This is a genomic window from Vibrio methylphosphonaticus (assembly GCF_023634655.1).
In the GTDB taxonomy this organism is placed as follows: Bacteria; Pseudomonadota; Gammaproteobacteria; order Enterobacterales; family Vibrionaceae; genus Vibrio; species Vibrio methylphosphonaticus.
This window is the reverse complement of record NZ_JAMKMS010000023.1, coordinates 1-22,948: the sequence shown is the minus strand read 5'-3', so window position 1 is coordinate 22,948 and position 22,948 is coordinate 1. Positions and strand designations below refer to the sequence as shown.

The 22,948-nt window shown below is 43.4% G+C and carries 33 protein-coding genes; 26 read left to right on the top strand and 7 right to left on the bottom strand.

From position 1 onward, the window contains the following. Nucleotides 1-88 precede the first annotated feature (88 nt). From M9196_RS20420 to M9196_RS20410, 3 genes are all read right to left on the bottom strand, one after another. On the bottom strand, nt 89-550 hold the full coding sequence (locus M9196_RS20420; RefSeq protein ID WP_250619358.1) for a chemotaxis protein CheX: 462 nt from the start codon (nt 548-550) through the stop codon (nt 89-91). Between the two features lie 12 nt (nt 551-562). Beyond that, on the bottom strand, nt 563-1,012 hold the full coding sequence (zur, locus tag M9196_RS20415; protein ID WP_250619357.1) for a zinc uptake transcriptional repressor Zur: 450 nt from the start codon (nt 1,010-1,012) through the stop codon (nt 563-565). A 1,262-nt stretch (nt 1,013-2,274) separates the two neighbouring features. Continuing rightward, the gene (locus tag M9196_RS20410) at nt 2,275-2,880 is read right to left on the bottom strand and encodes a LexA family transcriptional regulator (protein ID WP_250619394.1); all 606 of its coding nucleotides are present in this window, start codon (nt 2,878-2,880) and stop codon (nt 2,275-2,277) included. Between the two features lie 134 nt (nt 2,881-3,014). Between M9196_RS20410 and M9196_RS20405 the strand changes: the two genes are divergently transcribed. From M9196_RS20405 to M9196_RS20370, 8 genes are all read left to right on the top strand, one after another. After that, nucleotides 3,015-3,269, top strand: a complete 255-nt coding sequence (locus tag M9196_RS20405) for a pyocin activator PrtN family protein (RefSeq protein ID WP_250619356.1) — start codon at nt 3,015-3,017, stop codon at nt 3,267-3,269. 10 nt (nt 3,270-3,279) lie between these two features. Next, complete coding sequence (locus tag M9196_RS20400; RefSeq protein ID WP_250619355.1) at nt 3,280-3,474, top strand: hypothetical protein; 195 nt, start codon at nt 3,280-3,282, stop codon at nt 3,472-3,474. Between the two features lie 2 nt (nt 3,475-3,476). After that, nucleotides 3,477-3,668: a hypothetical protein gene (locus tag M9196_RS20395; RefSeq protein WP_250619354.1), complete on the top strand. Its 192-nt coding sequence runs from the start codon at nt 3,477-3,479 to the stop codon at nt 3,666-3,668. 4 nt (nt 3,669-3,672) lie between these two features. After that, on the top strand, nt 3,673-5,484 hold the full coding sequence (locus tag M9196_RS20390) for a replication endonuclease (RefSeq protein ID WP_250619353.1): 1,812 nt from the start codon (nt 3,673-3,675) through the stop codon (nt 5,482-5,484). A 66-nt stretch (nt 5,485-5,550) separates the two neighbouring features. Further along, the gene (locus M9196_RS20385; protein ID WP_250619352.1) at nt 5,551-5,880 is read left to right on the top strand and encodes a hypothetical protein; all 330 of its coding nucleotides are present in this window, start codon (nt 5,551-5,553) and stop codon (nt 5,878-5,880) included. Next, the gene (locus M9196_RS20380) at nt 5,864-6,406 is read left to right on the top strand and encodes a hypothetical protein (protein WP_250619351.1); all 543 of its coding nucleotides are present in this window, start codon (nt 5,864-5,866) and stop codon (nt 6,404-6,406) included. The genes M9196_RS20385 and M9196_RS20380 overlap by 17 nt, the downstream gene beginning before the upstream one ends. Then, nucleotides 6,399-6,887: a hypothetical protein gene (locus M9196_RS20375; RefSeq protein ID WP_250619350.1), complete on the top strand. Its 489-nt coding sequence runs from the start codon at nt 6,399-6,401 to the stop codon at nt 6,885-6,887. The genes M9196_RS20380 and M9196_RS20375 overlap by 8 nt, the downstream gene beginning before the upstream one ends. Continuing rightward, nucleotides 6,844-7,599 (top strand): hypothetical protein, encoded by a 756-nt coding sequence (locus M9196_RS20370; RefSeq protein ID WP_250619349.1) that lies wholly within the window; start codon nt 6,844-6,846, stop codon nt 7,597-7,599. Before M9196_RS20375 ends, M9196_RS20370 begins: the two co-directional genes overlap by 44 nt. A 49-nt stretch (nt 7,600-7,648) precedes the next feature. Here the strand turns inward: M9196_RS20370 and M9196_RS20365 are convergent, their stop codons facing one another. Continuing rightward, nucleotides 7,649-8,128, bottom strand: coding sequence for a copper chaperone PCu(A)C (locus M9196_RS20365; protein WP_250619348.1), 480 nt, complete (start codon nt 8,126-8,128; stop codon nt 7,649-7,651). 237 nt (nt 8,129-8,365) lie between these two features. On the opposite strand from M9196_RS20365, the gene M9196_RS23585 reads away from it, so the two are divergent. The 12 genes from M9196_RS23585 (at nt 8,366) to M9196_RS20315 (ending at nt 13,313) form a co-directional block, all read left to right on the top strand. After that, the gene (locus M9196_RS23585) at nt 8,366-8,494 is read left to right on the top strand and encodes a hypothetical protein (RefSeq protein WP_284677244.1); all 129 of its coding nucleotides are present in this window, start codon (nt 8,366-8,368) and stop codon (nt 8,492-8,494) included. Nucleotides 8,495-8,497: 3 nt separating this feature from the next. After that, nucleotides 8,498-9,331, top strand: coding sequence for a major capsid protein P2 (locus M9196_RS20360; RefSeq protein WP_250619347.1), 834 nt, complete (start codon nt 8,498-8,500; stop codon nt 9,329-9,331). Between the two features lie 11 nt (nt 9,332-9,342). Continuing rightward, nucleotides 9,343-9,690 (top strand): hypothetical protein, encoded by a 348-nt coding sequence (locus M9196_RS20355; RefSeq protein WP_250619346.1) that lies wholly within the window; start codon nt 9,343-9,345, stop codon nt 9,688-9,690. Beyond that, complete coding sequence (locus M9196_RS23580; protein ID WP_284677243.1) at nt 9,690-9,821, top strand: hypothetical protein; 132 nt, start codon at nt 9,690-9,692, stop codon at nt 9,819-9,821. Before M9196_RS20355 ends, M9196_RS23580 begins: the two co-directional genes overlap by 1 nt. 1 nt (nt 9,822) lies before the next feature. Beyond that, complete coding sequence (locus tag M9196_RS20350; protein ID WP_102471276.1) at nt 9,823-10,014, top strand: hypothetical protein; 192 nt, start codon at nt 9,823-9,825, stop codon at nt 10,012-10,014. After that, complete coding sequence (locus M9196_RS20345) at nt 10,011-10,385, top strand: DNAase (protein WP_250619345.1); 375 nt, start codon at nt 10,011-10,013, stop codon at nt 10,383-10,385. The genes M9196_RS20350 and M9196_RS20345 overlap by 4 nt, the downstream gene beginning before the upstream one ends. 3 nt (nt 10,386-10,388) lie before the next feature. Next, nucleotides 10,389-10,907 (top strand): chemotaxis protein, encoded by a 519-nt coding sequence (locus M9196_RS20340; RefSeq protein WP_250619344.1) that lies wholly within the window; start codon nt 10,389-10,391, stop codon nt 10,905-10,907. Further along, on the top strand, nt 10,904-11,599 hold the full coding sequence (locus M9196_RS20335) for a hypothetical protein (protein WP_250619343.1): 696 nt from the start codon (nt 10,904-10,906) through the stop codon (nt 11,597-11,599). Before M9196_RS20340 ends, M9196_RS20335 begins: the two co-directional genes overlap by 4 nt. 2 nt (nt 11,600-11,601) lie before the next feature. Then, nucleotides 11,602-12,351, top strand: coding sequence for a hypothetical protein (locus M9196_RS20330; protein ID WP_250619342.1), 750 nt, complete (start codon nt 11,602-11,604; stop codon nt 12,349-12,351). A gap of 6 nt (nt 12,352-12,357) precedes the next feature. Continuing rightward, a complete protein-coding gene (locus M9196_RS20325; protein WP_250619341.1) occupies nt 12,358-12,837 on the top strand; it encodes a structural protein in 480 nt (159 codons plus the stop codon). 102 nt (nt 12,838-12,939) lie between these two features. Next, nucleotides 12,940-13,146, top strand: a complete 207-nt coding sequence (locus M9196_RS20320; protein ID WP_250619340.1) for a hypothetical protein — start codon at nt 12,940-12,942, stop codon at nt 13,144-13,146. After that, entirely contained in the window at nt 13,143-13,313 is a 171-nt protein-coding gene (locus M9196_RS20315) for a hypothetical protein (RefSeq protein ID WP_250619339.1), read from the top strand. Before M9196_RS20320 ends, M9196_RS20315 begins: the two co-directional genes overlap by 4 nt. An 11-nt stretch (nt 13,314-13,324) precedes the next feature. Here the strand turns inward: M9196_RS20315 and M9196_RS20310 are convergent, their stop codons facing one another. The 3 genes from M9196_RS20310 to M9196_RS20300 all read right to left on the bottom strand — a co-directional run bounded on the left by M9196_RS20310 (nt 13,325) and on the right by M9196_RS20300 (nt 16,093). Continuing rightward, on the bottom strand, nt 13,325-14,041 hold the full coding sequence (locus tag M9196_RS20310) for a hypothetical protein (RefSeq protein WP_250619338.1): 717 nt from the start codon (nt 14,039-14,041) through the stop codon (nt 13,325-13,327). Between the two features lie 3 nt (nt 14,042-14,044). After that, entirely contained in the window at nt 14,045-14,860 is an 816-nt protein-coding gene (locus M9196_RS20305) for a hypothetical protein (RefSeq protein WP_250619337.1), read from the bottom strand. Between the two features lie 162 nt (nt 14,861-15,022). After that, a complete protein-coding gene (locus M9196_RS20300) occupies nt 15,023-16,093 on the bottom strand; it encodes a site-specific integrase (RefSeq protein ID WP_250619336.1) in 1,071 nt (356 codons plus the stop codon). Nucleotides 16,094-16,202: 109 nt separating this feature from the next. Here M9196_RS20300 and dusA point away from each other — a divergent pair, with 109 nt between their 5' ends. The 6 genes from dusA to M9196_RS20270 all read left to right on the top strand — a co-directional run bounded on the left by dusA (nt 16,203) and on the right by M9196_RS20270 (nt 22,398). Then, entirely contained in the window at nt 16,203-17,204 is a 1,002-nt protein-coding gene (gene dusA, locus M9196_RS20295; RefSeq protein ID WP_250619335.1) for a tRNA dihydrouridine(20/20a) synthase DusA, read from the top strand. 221 nt (nt 17,205-17,425) lie between these two features. Beyond that, complete coding sequence (locus tag M9196_RS20290) at nt 17,426-17,635, top strand: envelope stress response protein PspG (protein WP_250619334.1); 210 nt, start codon at nt 17,426-17,428, stop codon at nt 17,633-17,635. 100 nt (nt 17,636-17,735) lie between these two features. Next, nucleotides 17,736-17,966 (top strand): thymidylate kinase, encoded by a 231-nt coding sequence (locus M9196_RS20285; protein ID WP_250619333.1) that lies wholly within the window; start codon nt 17,736-17,738, stop codon nt 17,964-17,966. 97 nt (nt 17,967-18,063) lie between these two features. Further along, nucleotides 18,064-19,917, top strand: coding sequence for an assimilatory sulfite reductase (NADPH) flavoprotein subunit (locus M9196_RS20280; RefSeq protein WP_250619332.1), 1,854 nt, complete (start codon nt 18,064-18,066; stop codon nt 19,915-19,917). Continuing rightward, entirely contained in the window at nt 19,917-21,632 is a 1,716-nt protein-coding gene (gene cysI, locus M9196_RS20275; RefSeq protein WP_250619331.1) for an assimilatory sulfite reductase (NADPH) hemoprotein subunit, read from the top strand. The genes M9196_RS20280 and cysI overlap by 1 nt, the downstream gene beginning before the upstream one ends. Then, nucleotides 21,625-22,398 (top strand): phosphoadenylyl-sulfate reductase, encoded by a 774-nt coding sequence (locus M9196_RS20270; protein WP_250619330.1) that lies wholly within the window; start codon nt 21,625-21,627, stop codon nt 22,396-22,398. The genes cysI and M9196_RS20270 overlap by 8 nt, the downstream gene beginning before the upstream one ends. The last annotated feature ends 550 nt before the right edge of the window (nt 22,399-22,948 follow it).

The following is a 22,948-nucleotide window of genomic DNA, read 5'->3' as shown; positions in this document are numbered from 1 at the left end:
AAAAAAATGCCAGTCACATCTAAGGACTGGCATTTTTAATGGTTGAGGAAAGTGAGGTGTATTCGACCAGTTTCTTCGAAATTAATCGTTATTCGAAACAAATTTCAATAAAGGCGTTACCCCATTCCGAGGTAAATGGCATGATGATAATAGCACCATCGCATTTGTGTCGAATGGTATGCCCCTTTCCTGAAACGACCACAGGGGTCGCCATATCAAAATCAAAGCCTTTCTCTGCTAGGATACGCTTTGCACCACCGGTGACCATGTTGGTGATTTCACCGACCATATCGGTCACTTCTTCATTTAAACCATGAGGGCGCTCACCCAACATTTTTTGCATGATTTCCAGTGCCAACCCTTCTTCAAAGGTAATTGACATGGATCCGCGTGATTGCGTTCCTACCATTCCAATCAGGCCTGACACGTCTCCACGTGCAACCTCATCTTTTTTTATTCTGGGCTTTAATGGCTTTATCTCCATTGAAGCCATTGTTTTTAGCACATTCATAAGTGAGGCTAAAAACGGGTTTACAAATTCAGCGCGCATAACTTCTTCTATCTAAGTGTGATCTTCCAATGACGAACACGTCTGACAAGTACCGTGAGATTCTATAACGTGGTTGGAATATTGAAAGCCATATTTATCAACATTGCTATTCAACAAGGCTATCAGATTATCATCTTGTAGTTCAACGACATTGCCGCATTTGTCACAAATAAGAAGGTGAGAAAAATGCTTATGTTCGCCAAAGGAACTGCATGAGACAAAGCTGTTCGTCGATTCAACGCGATGGATAAACCCTTGCTCTAATAAAAAATCAAGAGCGCGATATACGGTTGGCGGTTTGGCTTTAGGTTCACTGGCCTTTAATTGTTCCAGTAACTCATAAGCACTCGATGCCTTTTTATTTTCACAAATCAGAACAAAGACACTGCGACGTTGTGGCGTTAAACGAACACCACGAGCTGTACAAATATCTTCGACTTGTTGGATTAACTGTTGATTCACATGACCACCTACCTAAGCGATATTTCAACATCTTATACTATTTCCCTACTCAGATCGTTATTGTCGTGTAGAGAACGGCAAATATGACTCACACATTGTGATGCTTCCAACAACTAGAACAGTGGACAACTTCTCAGTGAAACCCAAAATCAATTTCTTAGTCGACTAATCCAAAAGAGATTACTCACAACCCATGTACAGCTCTATAAGTAAAAAGATCATCGTAGGCCAAATGCTCCTAGTGCTAAGTGCATAAAGTAACTTGTTTAAAGTTTATGTTTTTTTGTCTTTATTTTACAGTGCTTTACTTGTTAACCCTTGAAGATGAACATTCGATTTTTTCCTAGATAGTGATAAGCGAAGAGTTACTGTGCAGGTTAGGGAGTAAAAAGTACATGGCAACCCCTCCTTAGCTAGAAAGCTAAAATTGGAGGAGAGAAAGAAGGGGGAAGCAATTCTCTCTACTGTAAATTAACGTAGAAAAGACGAAAGGTAATACAGACTTTTGGTAAGAGTGCCGCCTCAAACGTGATCAACGAAGGTGTTAAATATAGTGATGGAACTTGAATCGTTGTGTGGCCCCATAAAGCATGGCTAATCATGTGTTTATCGGGAAGAGTCAAAAGGGGGAGGGGTTAAATGGAATTAATGCTGTGTAATTTTGCTCTCACGGAGATATAAGTCTACAAGTATTACTCTTCTCTTTCTTTTTGAAAGTTCGCGATTCTCTGTGTATTATTGCCTGCTTTTTATTTCCGATGATGGTTTCTTGATAGCTGCCGTTATTCAACTAATAAAGATGCCATTTTCCGTCCTACTCTTCGAGGGTACTTTAGGACGAATTTGGGCGAAATTCCATGATATTCAAAGCGGATTTGAGTGGTTAAAAACTTAGGTAAAACAATGATGAAGCCAGACAACACAAGCGATTTCCATTCAAGCCGTCTTTCCATTGCACCCATGCTCGATTGGACTCACTTTTAAGCTATATCAGGCTTCAAAGCGAATCATACGTACTATGTACGTACTGCCTTTATTTCATTTGTTTTCTTTATGTTTTTTTTGTTTTATGTCATTTGACAGGTAACAAAAATAGCGAATACCACCAAAGTGGTATGGCGGTTGTTTGGCTTTTCCTCTAGGTTTCTATGCGACCCTTTTAAGCCGAGGGTCACCTAACCAACTGACGTTGTTAGTGAATATTGTTGTTCACGAAGTATATGTACCAGTTACCCCCTTTGGTAGCTGGTTTTTTTTTATTCTTACATTCGTTGCCCAGACCAAACCACTTCACCAATGATCTTAAAATCAGCTCCTTTAATATCTTTCTTCCCAAGCTCCCAAGGTTCATAAGCGCTGTTATCACTCACCACTTTTATGCCGTTCGGTAGGAATTGGAGTCTTTTAACCATCAAGCGATTGTCATAGCGGAATACGTAAATTCCATCTGTCGAAAACCCATCAACACGGTTCACCATAACGATGCTTTGATTTTTTAAAGTGGGGGTCATGCTGTCACCACGGACAGGCATTAAGAAAATGTCGTTAGGGTTAAAGCCTAGTTCTTGGCGAATAAACCTTTCACTGAAAACCATCGCTGTAGATTCTTCTTCTTTCTCTACAAGTGCACCTTGCCCAGCACTTACTTCAATATCGAAAAACTTCAGTTCCAAGTATCCCTTTGGTGTTAATGAGCCACTTTTTGCGATCTCGTTCGCTTTTAGAAAAATATCTTCAGGTATTTTTCCACGCATTCTCCACGTTTGAATAGTCGATGCGGAAACGCCTAAAGCCTTTGATAAGTCAGTGTTTTTTGCTGTTTTTGTAAGTTTTTTAAGCTCTGATATTTGCTCGTCTACCGTGCTCATCGAATGCTCCAGTGTGCTCAAATGTGTTGCAATACATAAATAATGATCCAATAATGTCCCATAACGACATTGAGACATTCTTGAGTTAATTATAGTTGCTCTTAGTTAACTCGCCATAATTGCATAGGTGACTTATGAACACAAACTTCGCATTGCTCGCTAGATTTGAGAGTCCGACAGTTGAGCTTAAACAGATAAGCCAAGAGTTTTTTGGCGTTACCCCCAAGACGGCAGAGCAGAGAGCGAAAGCCTGTGACTTTCCCGTTCCCACCTTTAAATTGCGCGATTCTGAGCGCAGCCCATCGTTAATCAAAATTGAAGATTTAGCAGCCTATATCGACCAACGCCACGCCGATGCCAAACGTGATTGGCTTTCAGTAAATGCATAGGGGAAGAATGATGAGTAACGTATTGACACCAATCCATAGCACCAGTATTGATTTTTCTCATTCGAGTGAAGTTAGAGAACTAATGAACATTGTTCGAACTCGCTTGAATTGGCTATCACCAAGTTCACCAGAATTTAAGTTTCTACACCCGATTTACGATCAGCTAGTTGCCGATGCTGAACTGTTAGAAAGTTTGGAGGGTTAACGATGGAAGTGACTAACCCTATTCACAAACCATGCCCTGATATGGCGGGTATGGTTAACCCCGACCCAAAGAAGCGGGAGCGTTCAATCTACTTACTGGACAAGCTGCGTGATAAACACGGTATTGGTCGTTCAAAGCCGAAAAAGTCGCGCCCTTTGCAATACGTTTGTACCGATTCTGAATGCATGGGTTAACGGAATGACAGAAGCAGTGAATCAAATAGAAGCGTTGGAGGCGGCTGATATATTGCGCCTTTCCGCTTTTACTCGTCGGTTCTTTCCTCGTTTACCTCAAATGGTGAAAAGCGATGTGAAACGTAAAGTCGCACAGCGCATGACTCGTAGTAACCCGACTACTCAAAACCTTATTCGTGCTGCAGAAGATGCGGTTAAGTTTGGTTTGAAGCGAGCGAGTTTTATTGAAGATAAATTTTCGTTTGTGGATAGCCGATACAAGGCCAGTGCTGAACCACTAACACACGATATTTTGATGCGCGATGATGCCATTGAAAAACTCGCTAAGGACTACGCCGATAATTGCGCCGCGATGCTTAATGATGAAAGTCTACCGGAAGTTTTTAACAGTTACCTTGAAGCACTGAAACACGTTTATGAACGCCAATCACTCACCCTGCAAGAAATCCATATCAACTCACCTAAGATAAATTTCAGGAAGGAACAGGATAAACCCGACGAACTGGAATGCGATCTCGAAATAGCCGCGCTCAAGATGCAATCCGAAGAATGGATAGTGCGCCGACTTTTGCATTTGCGATCGCAATACATCGAATATGTACAAATTGCCCTAGAACGTGTCGGTGAAGGTAAACACCAAGCGCCGGTGATTAGTGCCATGTCTTTTTCAAACTGGAAGCAAAAGCAACGCGAAGCGAAACAGTATATAGAGGCCATGTCAGTAATGAACACGGAAACGGGCGAAGCGTTCGACCTAGAGGAAGTGATCAAAAGAACAACGGCAAACCCAGAGAATCGACGTATTGAAATGATGGTGCGCTCTCGTGGCTTTGAAGAATTTGCATTGGACTTAGGATTTACCGCTTTGTTCGTCACTTGGACATTGCCAAGTAAATATCACCGAGTATCAAGAAAGTGGAATGGTGCATCGGTAAAGGAAGGGCATCAAGCGCTCATGCAAAAATGGGCAGTCGCTCGTGCTCTTATTGCTAAAGAGAATATTGAGTATTTTGGTTTCCGTGTTGCTGAACCTCATAAAGATTCAACCAGCCATTCTCACTACTTTTTGTTTTGCTCACCGAAGGACAAAACCACGATCACCAACATTCTAAAAGGGTGCGCGATAGGGGAAGACCGGAGCGAGCTAGGCAAAGATATTTCACCACGCTTTGATGTGAAAGAAGCCGATCCGAAAAAAGGCGGGGCAACGGCCTACATTGCTAAGTACGTTTCAAAAAACATTAACGGCAAGCATATGCCCGAAACTGAATCGGAAGAATACGCTTATCGTGCTCGCGCTTGGGCATCAACACACCGTATCAGACAGTTTCAACAATTTGGTGGTCAGCCTGTTTCATTGTGGCGCAATCTTCGTAGGGCAACACCAGAGCAAACCAAGATAGACCCAAAACTGGAAGAACTAAGACAAGCGGCTGATTCGTCAAAGTGGTCGCTGTTTTGTCAGCTCGCTAATGGTGCGCGAGTGGAATACGAATCAAAGCAAAATCAATACGGTGAAACCAACAAAAAAGTCATTGGCTTTTCTTGGCTTGGGACTCTTATTCAAACCGCAAGCGAGTGCTATAGCCTCGTTCGTAAAAAAGACGTGAAGCGTCTTCAAAAGGCACGGAGTGCCGTACCTTGGAGCACTGAAAATAACTGTAACCCCTCACTTAATAAGGCTCTTATGGACGTGACCGGATGGAGCATGAAAGGGGTGCAATGTCTTCTCAAACCATTACTAAAAGGGGGAACGGTCACCATTGACCAATACTGCAAAATCAGGCTCAAACAAGGTCGATTAATCACTTACTAAGCATTTGGCCTATCGTAGGCCAAATACTCTTAACCCATTGTCAACGTTGAGAAACAGGGACTATTTATGAAAAGAACACAGCAGGCATGCCATGCAGACTTGAAAGCACTCGATGTAGCGGAAAACTTAGAAATTCAGGTCACCAAATCGATTGAGAAAATCAAGGGAATGGACGTATCCAAACTCACCACTTTATTGCCTCGCTTGCTTATGGGAGGCGGTAACCCGCTAGAGGCGATAGGGCTAGATCCGAAACTGTTTGAACAAGTGGAAAAACTCACCAAGTTAAACCGTGTGGCGCGAGCGCGATGCCGTGCTTATGTGATGGATGAGAAATCGTCACTATGCGAAGTGGTGGAAGATGCGGAGGTATCTAGTGATGAGCAAAGTGCCTAATCCTGTTCGTGGTTACGTGACTTGTCCGGTTTGTTCTTCTGGCTCTACGGTGCATATCGTAGGGGAGGGGAAGTTAATTACCCACGGTGAACCTCCCAAGAACACGCGCAATGCGGGGCTGAAATATTATCGTTGTCCGGAGTGTGGCAATAGCCCTATGTCTAAAAGCGTTCATTCGTATATCGAGCAGCACTCAAGCGATGTGCCGATTGAAGTTGAAACCGTATCGAAACCGTTGCCAGTACAGTCCGATAAGACTTCGGATGAAACTGACGTAACCGAAAGTAGTGCGTTACTAACCGAATCTAATGAACCGCCTCAACCCTTAATCGAAAGCGAACCTAATGCATTACCAGAACAAGGCAGTGAATCTGCTAAGCCTGAAAACAACGATTTGGTAACGGCTAAACCGAAATCGATGGTGTTTAAAGTGGGCGTGTCGATTGCTGCTTTAGCGTTGGTGTTAGTGGTGATGAACCTAGTGCAAAAACGTTCGAGCGTTGAACAAGGGGGTGAGGATGAGTAGCCATTTAGAAACCGCCCCTGATTTTGACGATTACAATGTGGATGAATGGGCAGGGCTTGAAAGTGATACCAAAACGATAGAGCAACAGGAACGCGAAGAACTCACCGAAGCGTTTAGCTCAGGTAAACCCGAATCCGAAGATGGAGAGAAACCGAAGTTTACTTTTACCCAAGCGCACAGCGATATGTTTTGCCAGGTATGTATTTTTGGTATCGAGCGTTTGGTTTCCATACTGACTCAAGCCAAATTTGAATTTGATACAGAGAGTAAAACCTTAGTGACTGAAGCAGCCTATCCAGTACTGAAAAAACAAAGTGATAGTTTGCTTGGGGATCAACCGGAAGAAAGCGCGTTATTTCTGGCTGTGATCATGATGGTCGGTGTGTCGTGGGTGCAATTCAAAACCCAACAAGAACTTATACAAGTGAGGGGGAAACATGGCGATAAAAAAGAAAACACAACGCTTTCCAAACCCGATTAACTCAAACCCCTCGCATGATGCCGAACATGCCATTTACTTAGCAGGAACCGGAGGCGGTAAAACCTCGGCAGTGAAATACATTGGTCTTGTTCCCAAGGGGGCGCATGCTCTGTTTTTTGACCCGTACCGAAATTACGCAGGGGCAAAATTTCAGGGGCAAACTTGCCACGGTTTTTCCACTCGTTCGGAATTTATCCGCGCCGCTTTTAATGCTCGTAAAAAGGGTACCTCGTTTAAGGTCGCCTATGTGCCTAAAGGTGGTGCGAGCATGGAAGAACTCGAGTTTTTTAGTTCGGTCGCTTGGGCGTTAGGGAATGGACGGGCGCCTAAACTGCATGTCGTGATTGAAGAACTCGCCAGTTGCGCCGAAACCTCGGGAAAACTTAAAGGCAAAACGGGCGAGATGCTTCGCGGTGGCCGTCAGTATGGGTTAGTGATTCATACCGTTTTTCAACGTGGGCAAGAAGTGCCTAAAACCGTGACCGACCAATCTGCCGTGTGGTGGGTGGGTTCGGTTAACTCGGTGAATGATGCTAATTGGGTAGCTGATCGTAAAGGGATTCATGTGGATGAGATCACCGTGCTGAAATCAGCGAAGGTAAACAAGGCGCGGTTAGGTAAACCGATTGCTGAGTATTTATTGATTCGTGATGGGGTAGGGAATGTTCAGCAAGGAGCATTCAATTGTGCGAATGGTAAAAAGGTAAATTAATATAGGAATAATATTGATACGCTCATAGAGCGTATCAATATTATGAGTATTAGTCTGCTATGTAGTTAAGGATGCTTTTTTCCATCTGACCATTAGAAACACAATGACCATTGCTACGAATCAAACGACCATCCCAAGCATCGTTGGCTGTCAGCTGATATTCTCCGAAAAAGTTAACATTAACACGACTCTTGTTTTCGCCACGGTTTCTGACGGTAACGTTTAGAGACCCACTTTTACTAATGTTTGCTCCGTGGGTTGTGCCTGTAACATTAAAGTGCCCACAATCAAGATTCATATCATTATCTCTGATCATGTACTTGGCCGTAATTAACCCTGAAGTTTTCTCAATTTTTTCAATGGTGACATTATGATCAGCAAACCAATCGACCGCACGTACCCATGCATCGTCAAAGCTCAAATCGTATGTATGGCTTTTAACAATGACTTTCTCTTCTGGCATTGTGTGATTGATTTGTGCGCACCCAGATAGAGCAAGAGTAGCTCCAAATACAGCGAGTCGTTTCATGTAATACTGGCTCAAGCTAAATTTCAAAGTGCGGGATAGTATCATGTATGCCGCTTGATATTATACTCGGTTAATCCTACATGTTCTTTCGGTCGATACATTGGAGTTTAATACTTGAATTTAACCTATAGGTTACCCACTAAACCTATAGGTTCCTCCCCCTTTTATTCCTTCCCTTTTTCCCTTTATCTATGCCCTGCAAATAACTTTTTCTAACGTTGTGAAACAGGGGAAACCATGCAAGCAAAACACAAGACCATGTTGTTCACGGTTGTGGCCGTTCTGGTCGCACTAGCGATGATCAACAACGTGAGCGCACTTAACCCGCTCAAAGAACAAATCAATGGTAATTCAGGGTGGTTTTAAACTATGGAATTACTAAGCACACCATTTAACCCACGTCCTCGTGATTTAGACCCTGTTGAGGGTGTGAATTGGGGCAACCAAGCCACACTGCGCCTTGTTAGTGGTCCTACTTATCAGTCTATTGAATTAGTTACTGATATTACCGACCCTGCCGACATTGAGCGTGTGCGTATCACTTTGAACGGTAAAGAGGTGTACAACCTTACCGGACAAGACCTTGTAGACCTTCAAGAACATCGTAAGCAATACCAAGCGGCGGGGCGTTATGTCATTCCATTCGCTGATCTGAAACTTCGCACTAAAGCGGGGGTTCGAACGGGTGAATTGGTCACGTTAAACGGTGAGATTTGGTTTGTTTACATCCAACTCGCGCCAAAAGCGGGAGGCACTAACCCGCCAAGTATCCGCGCTCGTGCCCATTCAACAGCGGCTCAATCAACACGCATCTACTTGCCTCGCATTTACTCACTAACGTGGTTTGCCAGCGCGACAGGTCGTACACCGTTTGATTTTGCCGAGCGTTCGCCAACGTTTTCGCTAAAGCGTATCCACTTCAAAGACAGCTCTATTGACCGTGTTCGTGTTCTGCGTGATGACGTGGAAGAAATGAACGTTAACAAAGTCGATAACGCCTTTGATTTAGCACTGTCCGATCTTGAACAAAATGATGATTGGTTTTCGCTCGACTTCGTTCGTACTGGTTTTGGTGTTGAAGGGCGCTTGCCTACCAATGCGTTCAAACAATTGCAGTTTGAGATTGAAAAATCAGCGGCGGGCAGTATTCCGGTATTGATTGAAGCAATCGAGCAAGTGGGCGTGATTAGTCAATCGAAATAAGGGGGTGACTCATGGCATACCCTGACGAATTTCTTTCGACAGGCGCCGCCACCTCTAGCGATATGGGGTGGTGGGACAGCTTAGTCGAAAGTACGGGCGAGATTGTGGGTGGTGCGGTCGATGTGGTCGGCGGCTTTGGTGGGGATTGGCTTGGCATCAAAATGGATGGTGAGCTAGACCGCGCTAAGTCTTCCAATCCAGATGAGAACCGTTCGAACAACAATGATTATCAGCAACCTAACGGTGCTCCGGTTCAAGTCAGTGGACAAGGCATGCAGTGGCAAACACTCATGATTGTGGCGCTTGTGCTTGTCGTGGTATTGGGCGGGGCTTATGTCGCCATGAAAGGGGGCAAGTAGTGCCGTTTCTTTATTTAGGCGTGGCGGGGGTGGTGTTTGCCAGTGGCTATTTTTCTGCTCAAGGGGTGAATAAAACCGCTTGGCAAATCGTCGCCGTTCTTGCGCTGATTATCTGGTTTAAAAAGGGCTGATATGTTTGGAGCAATGACAAGCTTAACGGGCGGTGGAGGTTTAACGGGTGGCAGTGCTGGCCCTTCTACCGCAAAAAGTAGTAACCAATCAGGGCAATCTATTGGCGGCATCAACATGGGCGGCGGGGTAAATCCTTGGCTTATTGTCGGTGTGGCGTTGATAGCAGTATTTGCGCTTAAGGTGCTGAAATGATCTCGATTGTCACTGAATCACCGAGCGCCATTGAACGGCTCAAACCTGCCTTTCGTGCCTGTCCTAATGACTTTGACGTGATGAAACACGAAATCAAAGGCGGTCGTGTCAGCGTGTATGAATTGTCCGGTGATGGTTATCGGTTAACGGTGGCAGGGGAAGTGATGGGCAATGCCTATTTCATTTGGGCGGTGGCTGGCAATGGCGCGGTGGATGCCACGCGAGAGCTGGCCGAATACGTTAAACGTTCAGGCTTGAGCGCCATTTCAACCCGCACTTATTTTCCATTGGTCGCCCGACTGCTCAAGCGTCTTGGTGATGTGAAAATTAACCAACACGGTGACCACGAATTTTTACGTTGGGAGGTGTAGCGCATGGGCGGCAGTTCCAGTTCAAGCAATAGCACCAGTACAAAGAACACCAGTAGCCAAAATGCGATCAGCGGTGACAACTTAGGCGTTGCGCTGAGTGGTATTGAAGGCTCAACCATTAACGCCACGGTGACCGACCACGGCAGTGTTGCCAAGTCGTTTGAGTTTGCAGGGGATGCGCTTGATGAGTCTTTTGATTTCGCAGGGAACACGGTAAGCGAGTCGCTCGACTTTGGTAAGCAATCACTCGAACTCGTGGACAGAAACACCGAGAACTCATTGAAGTTTGCAGCGGGGGCACTGGAAGAATACAGCGCATCCAATAGCGAACACTTACAAATGATGGCAGGGCTTGCGGGTAATCAGGCATCGCAAAACAGCGAGAACCTAAACAAGTTAACCGAGCTTGCCAAGTTCAAACAAGACAACGGACAAAGTGAATTGAACCAACAACAACTGATCCTCATGGGCATCATTGTGCTGGTACTGGGTTTTGTCTTGGTGAAGGCGATGCGCAAATGATTATAAATCTAATGAAAGGGCAACCTATTCCGGTGACCTTAGAGGCCAGTTGGCTATTTGTTGAATCCATCGACGGCAAGCTAACGGTTGAAATTGATGAAACGGGCGAGCGAGTGACGTTGCTTAACCGTTCGGTTTTTCGCTATGGCAAAAAGCTAGGCCGTATTTTGTTAAGTGGTGAAGGGCAATTGAGCCTTGAGCATGGCGTGGGGGATTTCACGGCGCCTATCGAAGGGCAAAAACTCGATATTCAAACCATGCCCAAAATGCAAATTGATGATGGTCAGAATATTGAAGTCAGCGCGTTACCTGCCGTTGAAATTGCGCAGGGACAAGAGGTGATCGTAAGCGCCTTACCGAAAGTGCAGATTGAAAACAATCAGTCTCTTGCGGTGGACTCGTTACCCCCTGTTGAAATTAAAGCAGGGCAAAGCCTCGCGGTAAGCGCTTTGCCTAAAGTGGTGCTTGAGGTCAGTGGCAACCTAAATGCTCATATCGGTGAAGTCCCGCTTTCCGTTCCTGCTAATGCCATGCGCAAAGGCGTATGGATAAAAGCGAAATCCACTAATACAGGGCTTGTTGATTTGATGGGCTTTGAGTTGGCCGCAGGTGAGCAAATCCGCTTGGAGAGCACCGCATTAATTGAATTAACAGGGACGGCACCGGATGCTGTTCAAGTCTTGGAGTATTAACCATGTCGAATTTACCACCGCTACCAACGGGTAGCAGTCGCAATAAAATTGAGTTTCTGTACTCGTTGCTAGGGATGGATAAAGGGTTAGATTTAACCGCTGAATTTCGCGTCCACCCAAAAATCGGAGGGGAGTTAGATTCACCGCTGCTAATCGGTATGAATCAAAGTGGGCGCTCTGGTGAGAATACCCATAATTATGATTTTTACACTTGCCCAGAATCGAACGTTTTCTCATTGCGTCGTGCGGCTATCGCTTTGCTCGATAGCGAAGGATACCCACGAGAAATAGACGAAGGTGACGGCACATTCTGGTATCCAAAAGGGACGGTGGTGACATTCCGAATGAATGTGTTTTTTGATATGCGATTAAGAACATCGGGGCAAACAAAAGCGGATGTATTGAGCGCAATTAATGAACGTGGATTGGCGCTAGCGTTGGATGTTAACAGCAAACATACAATCAATCACTTTGTTCAACTCAACGCTTCCATTGCAGATAACGGTGATATTCGAGCCAGTGGTTTTGTACCTTTAACGATTCATATGAATGCTTACGAAGCGAGCTTTTATAAAGACTCAAACCGTGATGTCGAGTCAAACCGATTTGACGAATTTCAAATGAAGCTATCTGGTTTTGTGTTAAGTAACGGAACGACGCTACTCACTAATGAAACGGATGTCGCTTGGTTTGAAATGAGCACCTCTATCACCAAAGTGTGGTCGGGGCGTGCCCAACAAATAGAAGAGTAAACAGCTATGGCTCGCTGGCTTTTATTAATCCTACTAATGGCGCTTGCCTATAAGGGCGCAGATACCGGAGTGAAACTAGTGAAATCACAACTCAATCGCGGGATACGTAATAACAACCCGCTCAACATTCGAATCAGTAATAGCGCATGGACAGGAAAAGTGACCCCAAGCCAAGACAAGGCTTTCGAAACTTTCTCAGATTCGAAGTATGGCTTTCGCGCTGCCGCAAAGCTCATTCGTAATTATCAATCACTGTATGGGCTAAACACCATTGACGAAATCATTGCTCGTTGGGCGCCAAGCCATGAAAACGACACCCGCAATTATTCGCAGTTCGTGGCAGGCCAATTGAATCTCTCACCGAGTACCGCGCTTAACTTATCCGATAGCAATCTGTTAGCACGATTGGTTCACGCCATGTCGATTATGGAAGTGGGGCGTTATTACTCGCTATCAGATGCGCAGCAAGGAGTCGCCCTGGTATGACGCAAAAAGAAATGATGCAACGAGTCGCGGTGGGCATTTTCACCGCTTTAATCAGCGCTTATATCTGGAAGCGCATCAACGGCTAGAGTAGGAGTAACCCAAATGAAAATAGACTTGAATCAACCCTCAACAAAAAAAGGCTTAGCGCTAATTGGTGCGGGTGTTGCCCTCGCCACTGGTCACCCTGAACTCTTAACGGCAAGCGTGACACCTGAAGGTGTGCAAATGGGTGGCGTGATTGGTGTGGTAGCACCTTTATTGCTTGGTTTGTGGGAAGCAATACGGGATGAGTTTAAGGGGGAGGAATGATAGATATTCCTATTTTACCTGTATTGTCGGAGTTAGGGCTACAACCAACAGAGATATTGGTTTTAACACTTCTTTGGCAAAATATAAAGAAAACAAATATCTTGATGGGTAGGATCGTTAGAAAAGTGAATGAGTTAGATGAAAAAATCAAAACATTATCTAACTAATGATGATTATTTTAGTATTGGTCATAAGGTAGTTTTAGCTCCTTAAAAATATCTATTAACTCTTGATCTTCACGTAATAGTTTAGATGACTTGTGACTCAAAAATTGCATACTTATTAGTGTAATCCGAAGAGCGGATAGTTCAGTGAAGTTTATTAATGTTGTAAGTTGAGCTTGACGTTCTTCTTGAGTGAAGCCATTTTCATCTGATAATTTTTGAGATATCATTTTTGTAATTACATAGAAAATCCGTTGTGTGTTGTAAATTTTTTCGTGTGAGTCTATGTTTTTGATATAAATGGCAATGTCGTTGTCGTTGGCATTGTTGTCCCTCATGTTTTCAATCTGATTTTCAAGTTCTCTCACTGCTGATACACCAGTCAAAAACTCTCCGAGTTGAGGTTCTAACTTGAAGTATTCAAAACTATCTCTTTGTGCATTAATTAAATTAAAGAAGTGAACCTCAAAGGAGCGCATTTTTTCATTTTTAATATTAAGCTTCGATTCTTCTTTTAAAACAGAGTTTGCATCATTTTGAAGAGATAACGATTTAATTAACATTACGTATGATAAAAAACTCAAGAGAGGCCCGAGAACTCCCCCCATAAAACCACCAAATTGACCCCAGTGATTTACGTCATTGGATATTTGGAATGAATGGAATTGATATCCATATATGCCAAGAACTAACGTTATACATATGACTGCAGAAATTATGTATTGATTCATTGTTTATTCGAAACCAGAGATCATGTATTTAATTATATGCCCGCTTTTTAATCGCAATGTGGTTGCTGTTATATCAATGTATTCCCACTGATCAGATGGTATGCCATTGTTTTTATTTAGATTTTCTGAGAATTTTTTTCTTGCTGCCACCCTAACGTCTCTGTAACTGGACGTGAACCCGAATGCTATCGTATCGCTTTCATTTTCTTTTAATAGTCGTCCGTTACCAGTGTTGATGTTTAGTCTAGTTATGCATGCTCTAAATGTAACCACATTCTTGTTAGTTCTAGGTGCTAAATTTGTTTTACCTTCACGATCTAAAACAACTAAATCACGTCGTTTTAGGTTATTTAGGTGCCTCTTGATTGTGACATTATAGCCAAAGTGGGTTGGTACTGAGTGTGCATTTTCGAGAGGGCTACGCCTAAGTTTGCTTAACAGCTTATCTTGTGTTTCTGCAGAAATATTATCTAGTGCCACTTTTGCTTCATCAGATAAGTCAGGGCTATCTTTGTATAGTGCTTCTGCAATGAAGTAGCTTATTAATTCACCTAGAACTCTTTCTCCAATTTGAGTCATTTTCTTTTTTAGATCCGGGTCATCAACAATAACCTCGAAAACTACACCATAAGAGCCTTCAAAACTCTCCATCATTTTATTTCTAACTTTATTGGTGCTATAGGTTCTTTGGCTAACATGGTCAGTTAGCGCGGCTTCGACGACTGTTCGAATTGATTCTGATGTGCCAGAAAGTGTCTCTAATCCACTTTTCATGTCAACAGCGTGATCTTCTGTTTGAATAATAAGATCTAATTTCATTTTATAGCCTAATTCATATGCAAATCCATGCTTTTAAACAATATATCAAGGTTCAATAGATAATCTACGTAATCATTTGCAAACTTTGACTTGTAACAACCTTAGTGGACTCTCATGTTGTGTTCGGTGCTTGCGGTAGGACTAAAACCTCAGTAGAACTCTTTAAGAGTTCAGTTTGTTGTGCAACTTATGCGGAAACAACTGCGTATAAACTTGCCATAAAATATTCAAATTCCGATGGCCAGTCACCTGAGCTACTTCTTCAATAGAGTAGCCTTTTTCAAATAGCCTACTGGCACCCTCACGCCTTAAATCGTGATAGCGTAAATCCTCAATGCCTAAACTGTTCCTAACGCGCTGAAACCCTGCCGTCACGCTCCTAGAATTGTACGGAAAAATTAGTTCGCCGTGCTTAGGTTGACGCATAGCAATATCAAACGATTCAGCCAACAGCGGCACAATCATATGATTGCCTTGTTTCTTGCGTGGGTCTTTACGATCGCGTACCCACACGGTGCGATGTTCTTCGTTTATATCCTCCCAACGAAGTGCACACACTTCACCAATCCGCATACAAGTTAGAATACTGAAGTCCAGTATGTCGATGAAAGGGATTCGAATCTGGCCGTTCGCGCGGGTGTTTTGCCTTTCTTCTAAACCGATACGTAAATCGGCAAGTTCTTCACTGGTTGGGCGCCTTGTTCGTTTCTGGCTTTTACATATCAGCCCCATATCGGAGAGAACGGGGACGGCCTCCTCAAAAATTTGAAAGTTAGCGCGGATATTGAATACGGGTTTTGCCTTTTTCATAACAGAACGCAAGTAAGCCACGTCATGATAGATAGTCGCGCCACCTGCACCAGCTGCTTTGCGGTGTTTACAGTGCTGAATTAAATCACTGGTTTTGAGTTGGTCAGTTTCAACATTACCTATGTCGCAATCGCGGAGCATCTTGATCACATATTGCTTGGTTCTGCCAGTTTTATCCCATAAATCAGACTCTTCCATAAACTGATCAAGCAGTACGTATATCGGTACGGATTTTTGCTGCTCTGAGTACGGATTTTCTAGCTCACGAACCCTTTTCAAAGCATGGGTTCGGGCGTATTCTTTTTTCCTGAATGTTTTTGATTCTCTGTGTATAATCGCCGAATTCTTTTTAACCACAACGTCTACTGTAAAGCGAGATTCACCGTTTTTCAGTGTGCGTTTTTTAATGCTGAATGATGCCATTCGTCCTACTCCTCGATACGTACTATATCCGTACTGATAGGGTAATTTAGGGGCAATTCTAGCAAATTGCTGTATGTATATACAGTATGTAAATGTAGAGTAAACCGTTATGACACCTGAAAACCCTAGTAATTACAGCGCAGCTCGCCTTTCAATTGCACCCATGCTCGATTGGACGGATAGGCACTGTCGTTATTTCCATCGTTTGCTTTCTTCGCAAGCTTTGCTGTATACCGAGATGATCACAACAGGTGCCATTATTCATGGCAAAGGGGACTTCTTAACTTATAGCGAAGAAGAGCATCCAGTCGCGTTGCAGTTAGGTGGCTCAAATCCAACCGATTTGGCGACTTGCGCCAAGCTTGCCCAAGAGCGAGGTTATGATGAGATTAACCTTAATGTTGGTTGTCCATCAGATAGAGTGCAGAACGGTCGTTTTGGTGCTTGCCTCATGGGAGAACCAGAGCTCGTTGCTGAGTGTATTTCAGCAATGAAAGCCGTGGTGTCGATTCCGGTTACGGTAAAAACACGCATAGGCATTGATGATCAAGATTCCTATGAGTTTCTGACGCGCTTTGTGTCTGTCGTTTCTGAGCAAGGTGGTTGTCAAGACTTTACGATACATGCTCGTAAGGCGTGGTTGAGTGGTTTAAGTCCAAAAGAGAACCGTGAGATCCCACCGCTAGATTACCCTCGAGCTTATCAAATTAAAAAAGACTTTCCACATTTACAAATTGGAGTAAATGGTGGCGTTAAAACATTGGATGAGACTATAGAGCACTTAGCACACCTTGATGGCGTGATGATCGGTAGAGAGGCGTATCAAAACCCGTATTTACTCGCTAAAGTCGACCAGAAGATCTTTGGTTTAGACACGCCCGTGAAAAAGCGTAGTCAAGTTGTCGAAGAGATGTATCCTTACATTGAAAAGCAACTTGCTAATGGTTCTAATCTAGGTCATATCAGCCGACATATGATTGGCTTATTCCAAGCAATGCCCGGTGGCAGGCAGTGGCGTCGGTATATTAGTGAAAACGCCCATAAGAAAGGCGCTGGTGTTGAAGTGATTCAAACTGCATTGACTAAGATTCCAAAAGAACTCGACGTTTAAATTTGCCAATATGATGGTAAAAAATACCAACTCCAGCTGTCCTTGAGGCGGTCTGGAGTTTTTTGTTTTATAGGTGCTTATAAATCAATAACATAAAAGCTGGAATGGTTTGTGCTAATAACTTATCTAGTAGCGCAATGATTATTACCAATTGTCGAATCGATGCATCTTGGTTTGAGTTACTGTGTACTTTGTTGTTTCGTTAGTGCCGAGGAGGCAATATGTTTGAACTGATTTTTCTTGTGGTATTTATTGGCATGTTGGTCATGACTGGCGTGACGTTTGTTACCGTTACTTTAGCCATTGTGGCCTCTTTTGCTGTGATGTTTGTGTTAGGGATGATGGGTGTGGTTATTCAGTTACTTCCTTGGATTGTTGCTTTTGTGATTGCTCTATGGGTTTATCATCGCTTCATCGCGCGTGAGGAATAGCATATTCGTAATAACTAAACGGGCGAACACGCTGCTACTTGCTATAGTTATACTAATCAACCTACGTAGATAGGGCGAGCAGTGCACTTAGGGAGTGATTATGACAATAACCGAATTGAAGCACCTTTATCATCAGGACTTGTTGGCGGAAGCGATTATCGAACCATCTGAATTGGATGGGGGGTGGGTAGTCGAATTTCGTCATAAGCAAGGGGGGTTCCTCATGTTAACCGACATTCATGGTGCAGAATGCCAGTATGTTGACCTTGATAAAGCGTCCAAATCAGCCCTTGCAGTAGGCTTTTCTCAGGTTCGTATTGAGGCTAAATAACGAGTCCTTGAACTATTCCTTTCTTCCAAAAAGTTATAAAACATTCATATCTATTCTTTCTTGTTATTAAAATGGTTGGTTAATCTATCGTCACGCAATGATTAGGGATGTCGTGACTATGTCATCAAATGGAAATACACAACAAGAATTACCGGGTTTAGCTGCTCCTATTAATGATCAGCAGTTATCTCAACTTCAGCAAGCATCAACCGCTTTGTCTTCTAACCAATTAGCCTGGGTAAGTGGGTATTTTTGGGGATTAAGTCAATCACAAAACTCAGCGCAACTGACTCCAGTAGCCAGTGCCGTGACCTCTGCTGTATCTGCTGCCCCTGCGGGTAAACTGACAATTATTTATGCCTCTCAAACTGGCAATGCTAAAGGTGTTGCTGAAGCGCTCGAACAAGAAGCTTCTGCTCACGGTATTGCTGCTCAGTTATTCGATGCAAGTGACTATAAAGGGAAAAACTTAGCGAAAGAAACCCACGTTATTTTTGTTGCGTCGACGAATGGTGAAGGTGAGGCGCCAGACAATGCGATTGAATTACATGAATTTCTACAGTCCAAAAAAGCACCTAAGCTCACTAATTTAAAATTTGGCGTGATTGGGTTAGGTGACTCGAGCTACGAGTTCTTTTGCCAAACAGGTAAGGACTTTGATGCATTCTTAACAAAGCAGGGGGCTACGCCATTTATTGAAAGGCTTGACTGCGATGTTGACTACGATGCTTCAGCGGCAGAATGGCGCTTGAAGGCTCTTGAAGTGATCAAAGATGACTTGTCATCTCAACCTGCAGATGTAGTGACGTTACCGGTAGCCACTGCGGGTTCAACGGCATCGTATACTAAGCAAAACCCTTATACAGCTACGTTGTTAACAAGCCAAAAAATAACAGGTCGTGATTCTGGTAAAGATGTACGCCATATTGAAATTGATTTAGAAAACTCTGGATTGACCTATCAAGCAGGTGATGCACTTGGCGTTTGGTTTGAAAATAGCAGTGAGTTAGTGGATGCGATCCTCGCTCAGACCAACCTCTCTGGGATTGAAAGCGTAGATGTGGATGGTGAAAATATCTCTTTACGCACCGCGTTAATTAAAAACTATGAAGTGACAGCGTCCAACCCGCAACTCGTGACTAAATATGCCGAATTATCAGGAAGCAAAAAGCTGCTGAAATTAGTGGAGAGTAAAGAGCTGCTAAGAGAGTACTCCGCGGAAACCCAAGTCATTGATGTACTCAAAGAGAAGAAGACGAAACTCGATGCCGCATCACTGCTGTCTTTACTACGTCGCCTGACACCACGTTTATACTCCATAGCATCGAGCCAATCAGAAGTGGATGAAGAAGTTCACCTGACTGTGGCGTTGGTCGAGTATGACAAAGGCGATGAAACACGATACGGCGGGGCTTCTTACCATTTGGCGAAAGGGCTAGAGGAAGGAGAAGAGGTTAAAGTCTTCGTTGAGCACAACAAGCAATTCAAACTTCCTGACAATGATGACACACCTATTATCATGGTGGGACCAGGAACGGGTATTGCTCCTTTCCGAAGTTTTATTCAAGAGCGTGAAAATAGAGACGCGAAAGGTAAGAACTGGTTGTTCTTTGGTGATAGAACGTTTACGCAAGACTTCTTATACCAAGTTGAGTGGCAAAAGTACCTTAAGTCGGGCGTACTAGATCGCTTAGATGTTGCGTTTAGTCGTGATCAGCATGAGAAAGTATACGTTCAGCATCGTCTGTTAGAACAAGGCGAACAAGTTTGGCAATGGTTGCAGGAAGGAGCACATATCTATGTGTGTGGTGATGCAACGCATATGGCAAAAGATGTGAATTCGGCATTGGTTGAGATTGCGAAGCAATATGGCGGTAAAGATCTAGCTGATGCAGAGGAATACATAAACGAGTTAAGAAAAGCAAAACGTTATCAAAAGGATGTGTACTAATGAGCAAACAAGAAGTCTTAGGCCAAGTGTTGGGCCCATTAGCTGATAACGAACGCTTGAAGCGAGAGAGTAATCACCTGCGTGGTACGATTGAATCAGACTTAAGCGATCAAATCACCGGTGGGTTTACCGCTGACAACTTTCAATTAATTCGCTTTCACGGTATGTATCAGCAAGACGACCGTGATATTCGAAATGAACGCACTAAGCAAAAGTTAGAGCCGTTACATAATGTCATGTTACGAGCGCGCATGCCTGGAGGGATCATTTCTCCTAAGCAATGGTTAGCGATCGACAAGTTTGCTTCAGATCATAGTCTCTACGGTAGTATTCGTTTGACGACTCGTCAAACGTTTCAATTTCATGGCGTATTGAAGCCTAATATTAAACTGATGCACCAGACGTTAAATAGTATTGGTATTGATTCTATAGCAACGGCTGGTGATGTTAACCGTAATGTATTGTGTACAACTAATCCTATTGAATCGGAGCTTCATCAAGAGGCCTACGAGTGGGCAAAAAAAATCAGTGAACATCTATTACCTAAAACTCGTGCATATGCAGAAATTTGGTTAGATGGTGAGAAGGTTGAAACAACAGAAGAAGAACCCATCCTTGGAAGTAACTATTTACCAAGAAAGTTCAAAACAACCGTTGTGATCCCTCCGCAAAATGATGTGGATGTCCACGCGAATGACTTAAACTTTGTCGCCATCGCGGAAGCTGGCAAGCTCGTTGGATTTAATGTTTTAGTCGGTGGTGGTTTGGCTATGACACATGGAGACCTATCGACGTACCCACGACGCGCTGATGACTTTGGTTTTGTACCACTGGCGAATACACTGGATGTTGCAGCCGCGGTTGTGACAACTCAACGTGACTGGGGCAACCGTTCTAACCGTAAAAATGCGAAAACCAAGTATACGTTAGACCGTGTAGGGATAGATGTATTTAAAGCTGAAGTAGAAAAGCGAGCAGGTATCACTTTCGCTCCGAGTCGACCGTATGAATTCACCGAGCGTGGTGATCGTATTGGATGGGCTGAAGGAATAGACGGAAAATACCATTTAGCTTTATTTATAGAAAATGGTCGCTTGCTCGATTACCCAGGAAAACCATTGAAGACTGGCGTCGCTGAAATTGCCAAGATGCACAAAGGTGATTTCAGAATGACGGCAAATCAGAACTTAATTGTGGCAGGGGTAAGTAAGGCGCAGAAAGACAAAGTTGAAAAGATAGCGCGTGCACATGGCTTAATGGATGATTTGGTAAGTGAGCAGCGTAAAGATTCAATGGCATGTGTAGCATTTCCTACTTGTCCTTTGGCAATGGCGGAAGCGGAGCGTTTTCTTCCCTCTTTTGTTACTGAAGTCGAAGAGCTATTAGCAAAGCATCAACTACCTAAAGAAGAAAGTATCATCTTACGTATTACAGGTTGTCCTAATGGGTGTGGAAGAGCAATGCTGGCGGAAGTTGGCTTAGTAGGTAAAGCACCTGGTCGTTATAACCTTCATTTAGGAGGGAATAAAGCAGGGACCCGAGTACCTAAGATGTATAAAGAGAATATTACCGATAAGCAAATTTTGCAGGAGCTGGATAGCTTAATTGGAGAGTGGGCTCAAAAACGAAACCCCAAGGAAGCATTTGGTGACTTTGTCATAAGAGTTGGCGTAATCGAAGAAGTCAAAGTATCAAAGAGGGATTTCTATGCTTAAATTTGAAGAGGGCTATAAATTAGAGACATTATTGTCCCTAACAAAGACCGAGCAAATTCTTAAGTTAGCGGAACTGAATGGATATTTGGAGTCATTAAGTGCAGAGCAACGTATCGCTTGGGCTTTTGAGCACTTGCCTGGGCAGCATGTGCTTAGCTCTAGTTTTGGTATTCAAGCCGCGGTGATGCTTCATTTAGTGAGCCAAGCTAGAAATGATGTCCCCGTAATACTTACGGATACAGGATACTTGTTTCCTGAAACGTATCGATTTATCGATCAGCTCACTCAGCAGCTAGATCTCAATGTACATATATATAGTGCAAAGCTGAGTCCTAACTGGCAAGAAGCAAGATACGGTAAGTTGTGGGAACAGGGTATAGAGGGGATTAAACAATACAACCTCATTAATAAAGTAGAACCAATGAGGCGCGCACTTGAAGATCTCGACGTTAAAACGTGGTTTTCTGGCTTAAGACGTGAGCAAGCGGAGAGTCGTTCTAGTTTGCCTGTATTAGCTATTCAAAATGGACGCTTTAAATTTTTACCTATCATCGACTGGTCTAATCAACAGATTGAAGACTATCTGCACACGCATGGACTTAGCTACCACCCACTAAAGGAAGAAGGCTATCTCTCTATTGGAGATACGCACACTACTCAAAAGTGGGTACCAGGTATGAAAGAAGAAGAGACCAGGTTTAATGGTCTAAAACGAGAATGTGGCTTACATGAAGAAGATGACGAGCAAGATGGCTCGGGAATCTAATTATTAAGAAGCAAAAAAGAGGGCGAAAGCCCTCTTTTTTAATAACTCTGTGGATAACCTGTATTTGAATTGAGGGTAAAGTGGGATAAATAAGCCTTTGGCCTGATTTTTAATAAATAACGGGTATTTTTGCAATTTATTCAAAAAAACGCTTGCCAATGTGATGCTGATCTCTATAATGCGTCCTCACTGACACGGCAGAGCCCACAAGGGTTCAAGGCAATATTCAGTAAGGCTTCTAGCCAAAAGAGAGTTCAAGATTTGTTTTTAAATAAATTGAAAATAAATCAACAAAGTGTTTGACACGGAAGAATATCTCGCTAGAATAGCCGCCTCTTCAAACGGAAAGCAAATTGCCAACCAAGTGAAGAGATGTTCTTTAACAATTTAGACCTATATCAATCTGTGTGGACACTTGTTGATGATAATCATTATGTTTACTTCTGCTTTTAGCAGGGATGAACAACTTCTTAGGAAGTAAAATGGTTTTCAATGAACACGTGACCTAAGGGTAGTAAGTTTACTTACTGTCACACAGTCAAAAATCATT

Excerpts from the sequence above, each read along its gene's own strand:
- M9196_RS20420 (WP_250619358.1), bottom strand. The coding sequence starts at position 550 with ATGCGCGCTGAATTTGTAAACCCGTTTTTAGCCTCACTTATGAATGTG.
- M9196_RS20410 (WP_250619394.1), bottom strand. The coding sequence starts at position 2,880 with ATGAGCACGGTAGACGAGCAAATATCAGAGCTTAAAAAACTTACAAAA.
- M9196_RS20405 (WP_250619356.1), top strand. The coding sequence starts at position 3,015 with ATGAACACAAACTTCGCATTGCTCGCTAGATTTGAGAGTCCGACAGTT.
- M9196_RS20400 (WP_250619355.1), top strand. The coding sequence starts at position 3,280 with ATGAGTAACGTATTGACACCAATCCATAGCACCAGTATTGATTTTTCT.
- M9196_RS20395 (WP_250619354.1), top strand. The coding sequence starts at position 3,477 with ATGGAAGTGACTAACCCTATTCACAAACCATGCCCTGATATGGCGGGT.
- M9196_RS20390 (WP_250619353.1), top strand. The coding sequence starts at position 3,673 with ATGACAGAAGCAGTGAATCAAATAGAAGCGTTGGAGGCGGCTGATATA.
- M9196_RS20385 (WP_250619352.1), top strand. The coding sequence starts at position 5,551 with ATGAAAAGAACACAGCAGGCATGCCATGCAGACTTGAAAGCACTCGAT.
- M9196_RS20380 (WP_250619351.1), top strand. The coding sequence starts at position 5,864 with ATGAGCAAAGTGCCTAATCCTGTTCGTGGTTACGTGACTTGTCCGGTT.
- M9196_RS20375 (WP_250619350.1), top strand. The coding sequence starts at position 6,399 with ATGAGTAGCCATTTAGAAACCGCCCCTGATTTTGACGATTACAATGTG.
- M9196_RS20370 (WP_250619349.1), top strand. The coding sequence starts at position 6,844 with ATGGCGATAAAAAAGAAAACACAACGCTTTCCAAACCCGATTAACTCA.
- M9196_RS20365 (WP_250619348.1), bottom strand. The coding sequence starts at position 8,128 with ATGAAACGACTCGCTGTATTTGGAGCTACTCTTGCTCTATCTGGGTGC.
- M9196_RS23585 (WP_284677244.1), top strand. The coding sequence starts at position 8,366 with ATGCAAGCAAAACACAAGACCATGTTGTTCACGGTTGTGGCCGTTCTG.
- M9196_RS20360 (WP_250619347.1), top strand. The coding sequence starts at position 8,498 with ATGGAATTACTAAGCACACCATTTAACCCACGTCCTCGTGATTTAGAC.
- M9196_RS20355 (WP_250619346.1), top strand. The coding sequence starts at position 9,343 with ATGGCATACCCTGACGAATTTCTTTCGACAGGCGCCGCCACCTCTAGC.
- M9196_RS20350 (WP_102471276.1), top strand. The coding sequence starts at position 9,823 with ATGTTTGGAGCAATGACAAGCTTAACGGGCGGTGGAGGTTTAACGGGT.
- M9196_RS20345 (WP_250619345.1), top strand. The coding sequence starts at position 10,011 with ATGATCTCGATTGTCACTGAATCACCGAGCGCCATTGAACGGCTCAAA.
- M9196_RS20340 (WP_250619344.1), top strand. The coding sequence starts at position 10,389 with ATGGGCGGCAGTTCCAGTTCAAGCAATAGCACCAGTACAAAGAACACC.
- M9196_RS20335 (WP_250619343.1), top strand. The coding sequence starts at position 10,904 with ATGATTATAAATCTAATGAAAGGGCAACCTATTCCGGTGACCTTAGAG.
- M9196_RS20330 (WP_250619342.1), top strand. The coding sequence starts at position 11,602 with ATGTCGAATTTACCACCGCTACCAACGGGTAGCAGTCGCAATAAAATT.
- M9196_RS20325 (WP_250619341.1), top strand. The coding sequence starts at position 12,358 with ATGGCTCGCTGGCTTTTATTAATCCTACTAATGGCGCTTGCCTATAAG.
- M9196_RS20320 (WP_250619340.1), top strand. The coding sequence starts at position 12,940 with ATGAAAATAGACTTGAATCAACCCTCAACAAAAAAAGGCTTAGCGCTA.
- M9196_RS20315 (WP_250619339.1), top strand. The coding sequence starts at position 13,143 with ATGATAGATATTCCTATTTTACCTGTATTGTCGGAGTTAGGGCTACAA.
- M9196_RS20310 (WP_250619338.1), bottom strand. The coding sequence starts at position 14,041 with ATGAATCAATACATAATTTCTGCAGTCATATGTATAACGTTAGTTCTT.
- M9196_RS20305 (WP_250619337.1), bottom strand. The coding sequence starts at position 14,860 with ATGAAATTAGATCTTATTATTCAAACAGAAGATCACGCTGTTGACATG.
- M9196_RS20300 (WP_250619336.1), bottom strand. The coding sequence starts at position 16,093 with ATGGCATCATTCAGCATTAAAAAACGCACACTGAAAAACGGTGAATCT.
- dusA (WP_250619335.1), top strand. The coding sequence starts at position 16,203 with ATGACACCTGAAAACCCTAGTAATTACAGCGCAGCTCGCCTTTCAATT.
- M9196_RS20290 (WP_250619334.1), top strand. The coding sequence starts at position 17,426 with ATGTTTGAACTGATTTTTCTTGTGGTATTTATTGGCATGTTGGTCATG.
- M9196_RS20285 (WP_250619333.1), top strand. The coding sequence starts at position 17,736 with ATGACAATAACCGAATTGAAGCACCTTTATCATCAGGACTTGTTGGCG.
- M9196_RS20280 (WP_250619332.1), top strand. The coding sequence starts at position 18,064 with ATGATTAGGGATGTCGTGACTATGTCATCAAATGGAAATACACAACAA.
- cysI (WP_250619331.1), top strand. The coding sequence starts at position 19,917 with ATGAGCAAACAAGAAGTCTTAGGCCAAGTGTTGGGCCCATTAGCTGAT.
- M9196_RS20270 (WP_250619330.1), top strand. The coding sequence starts at position 21,625 with ATGCTTAAATTTGAAGAGGGCTATAAATTAGAGACATTATTGTCCCTA.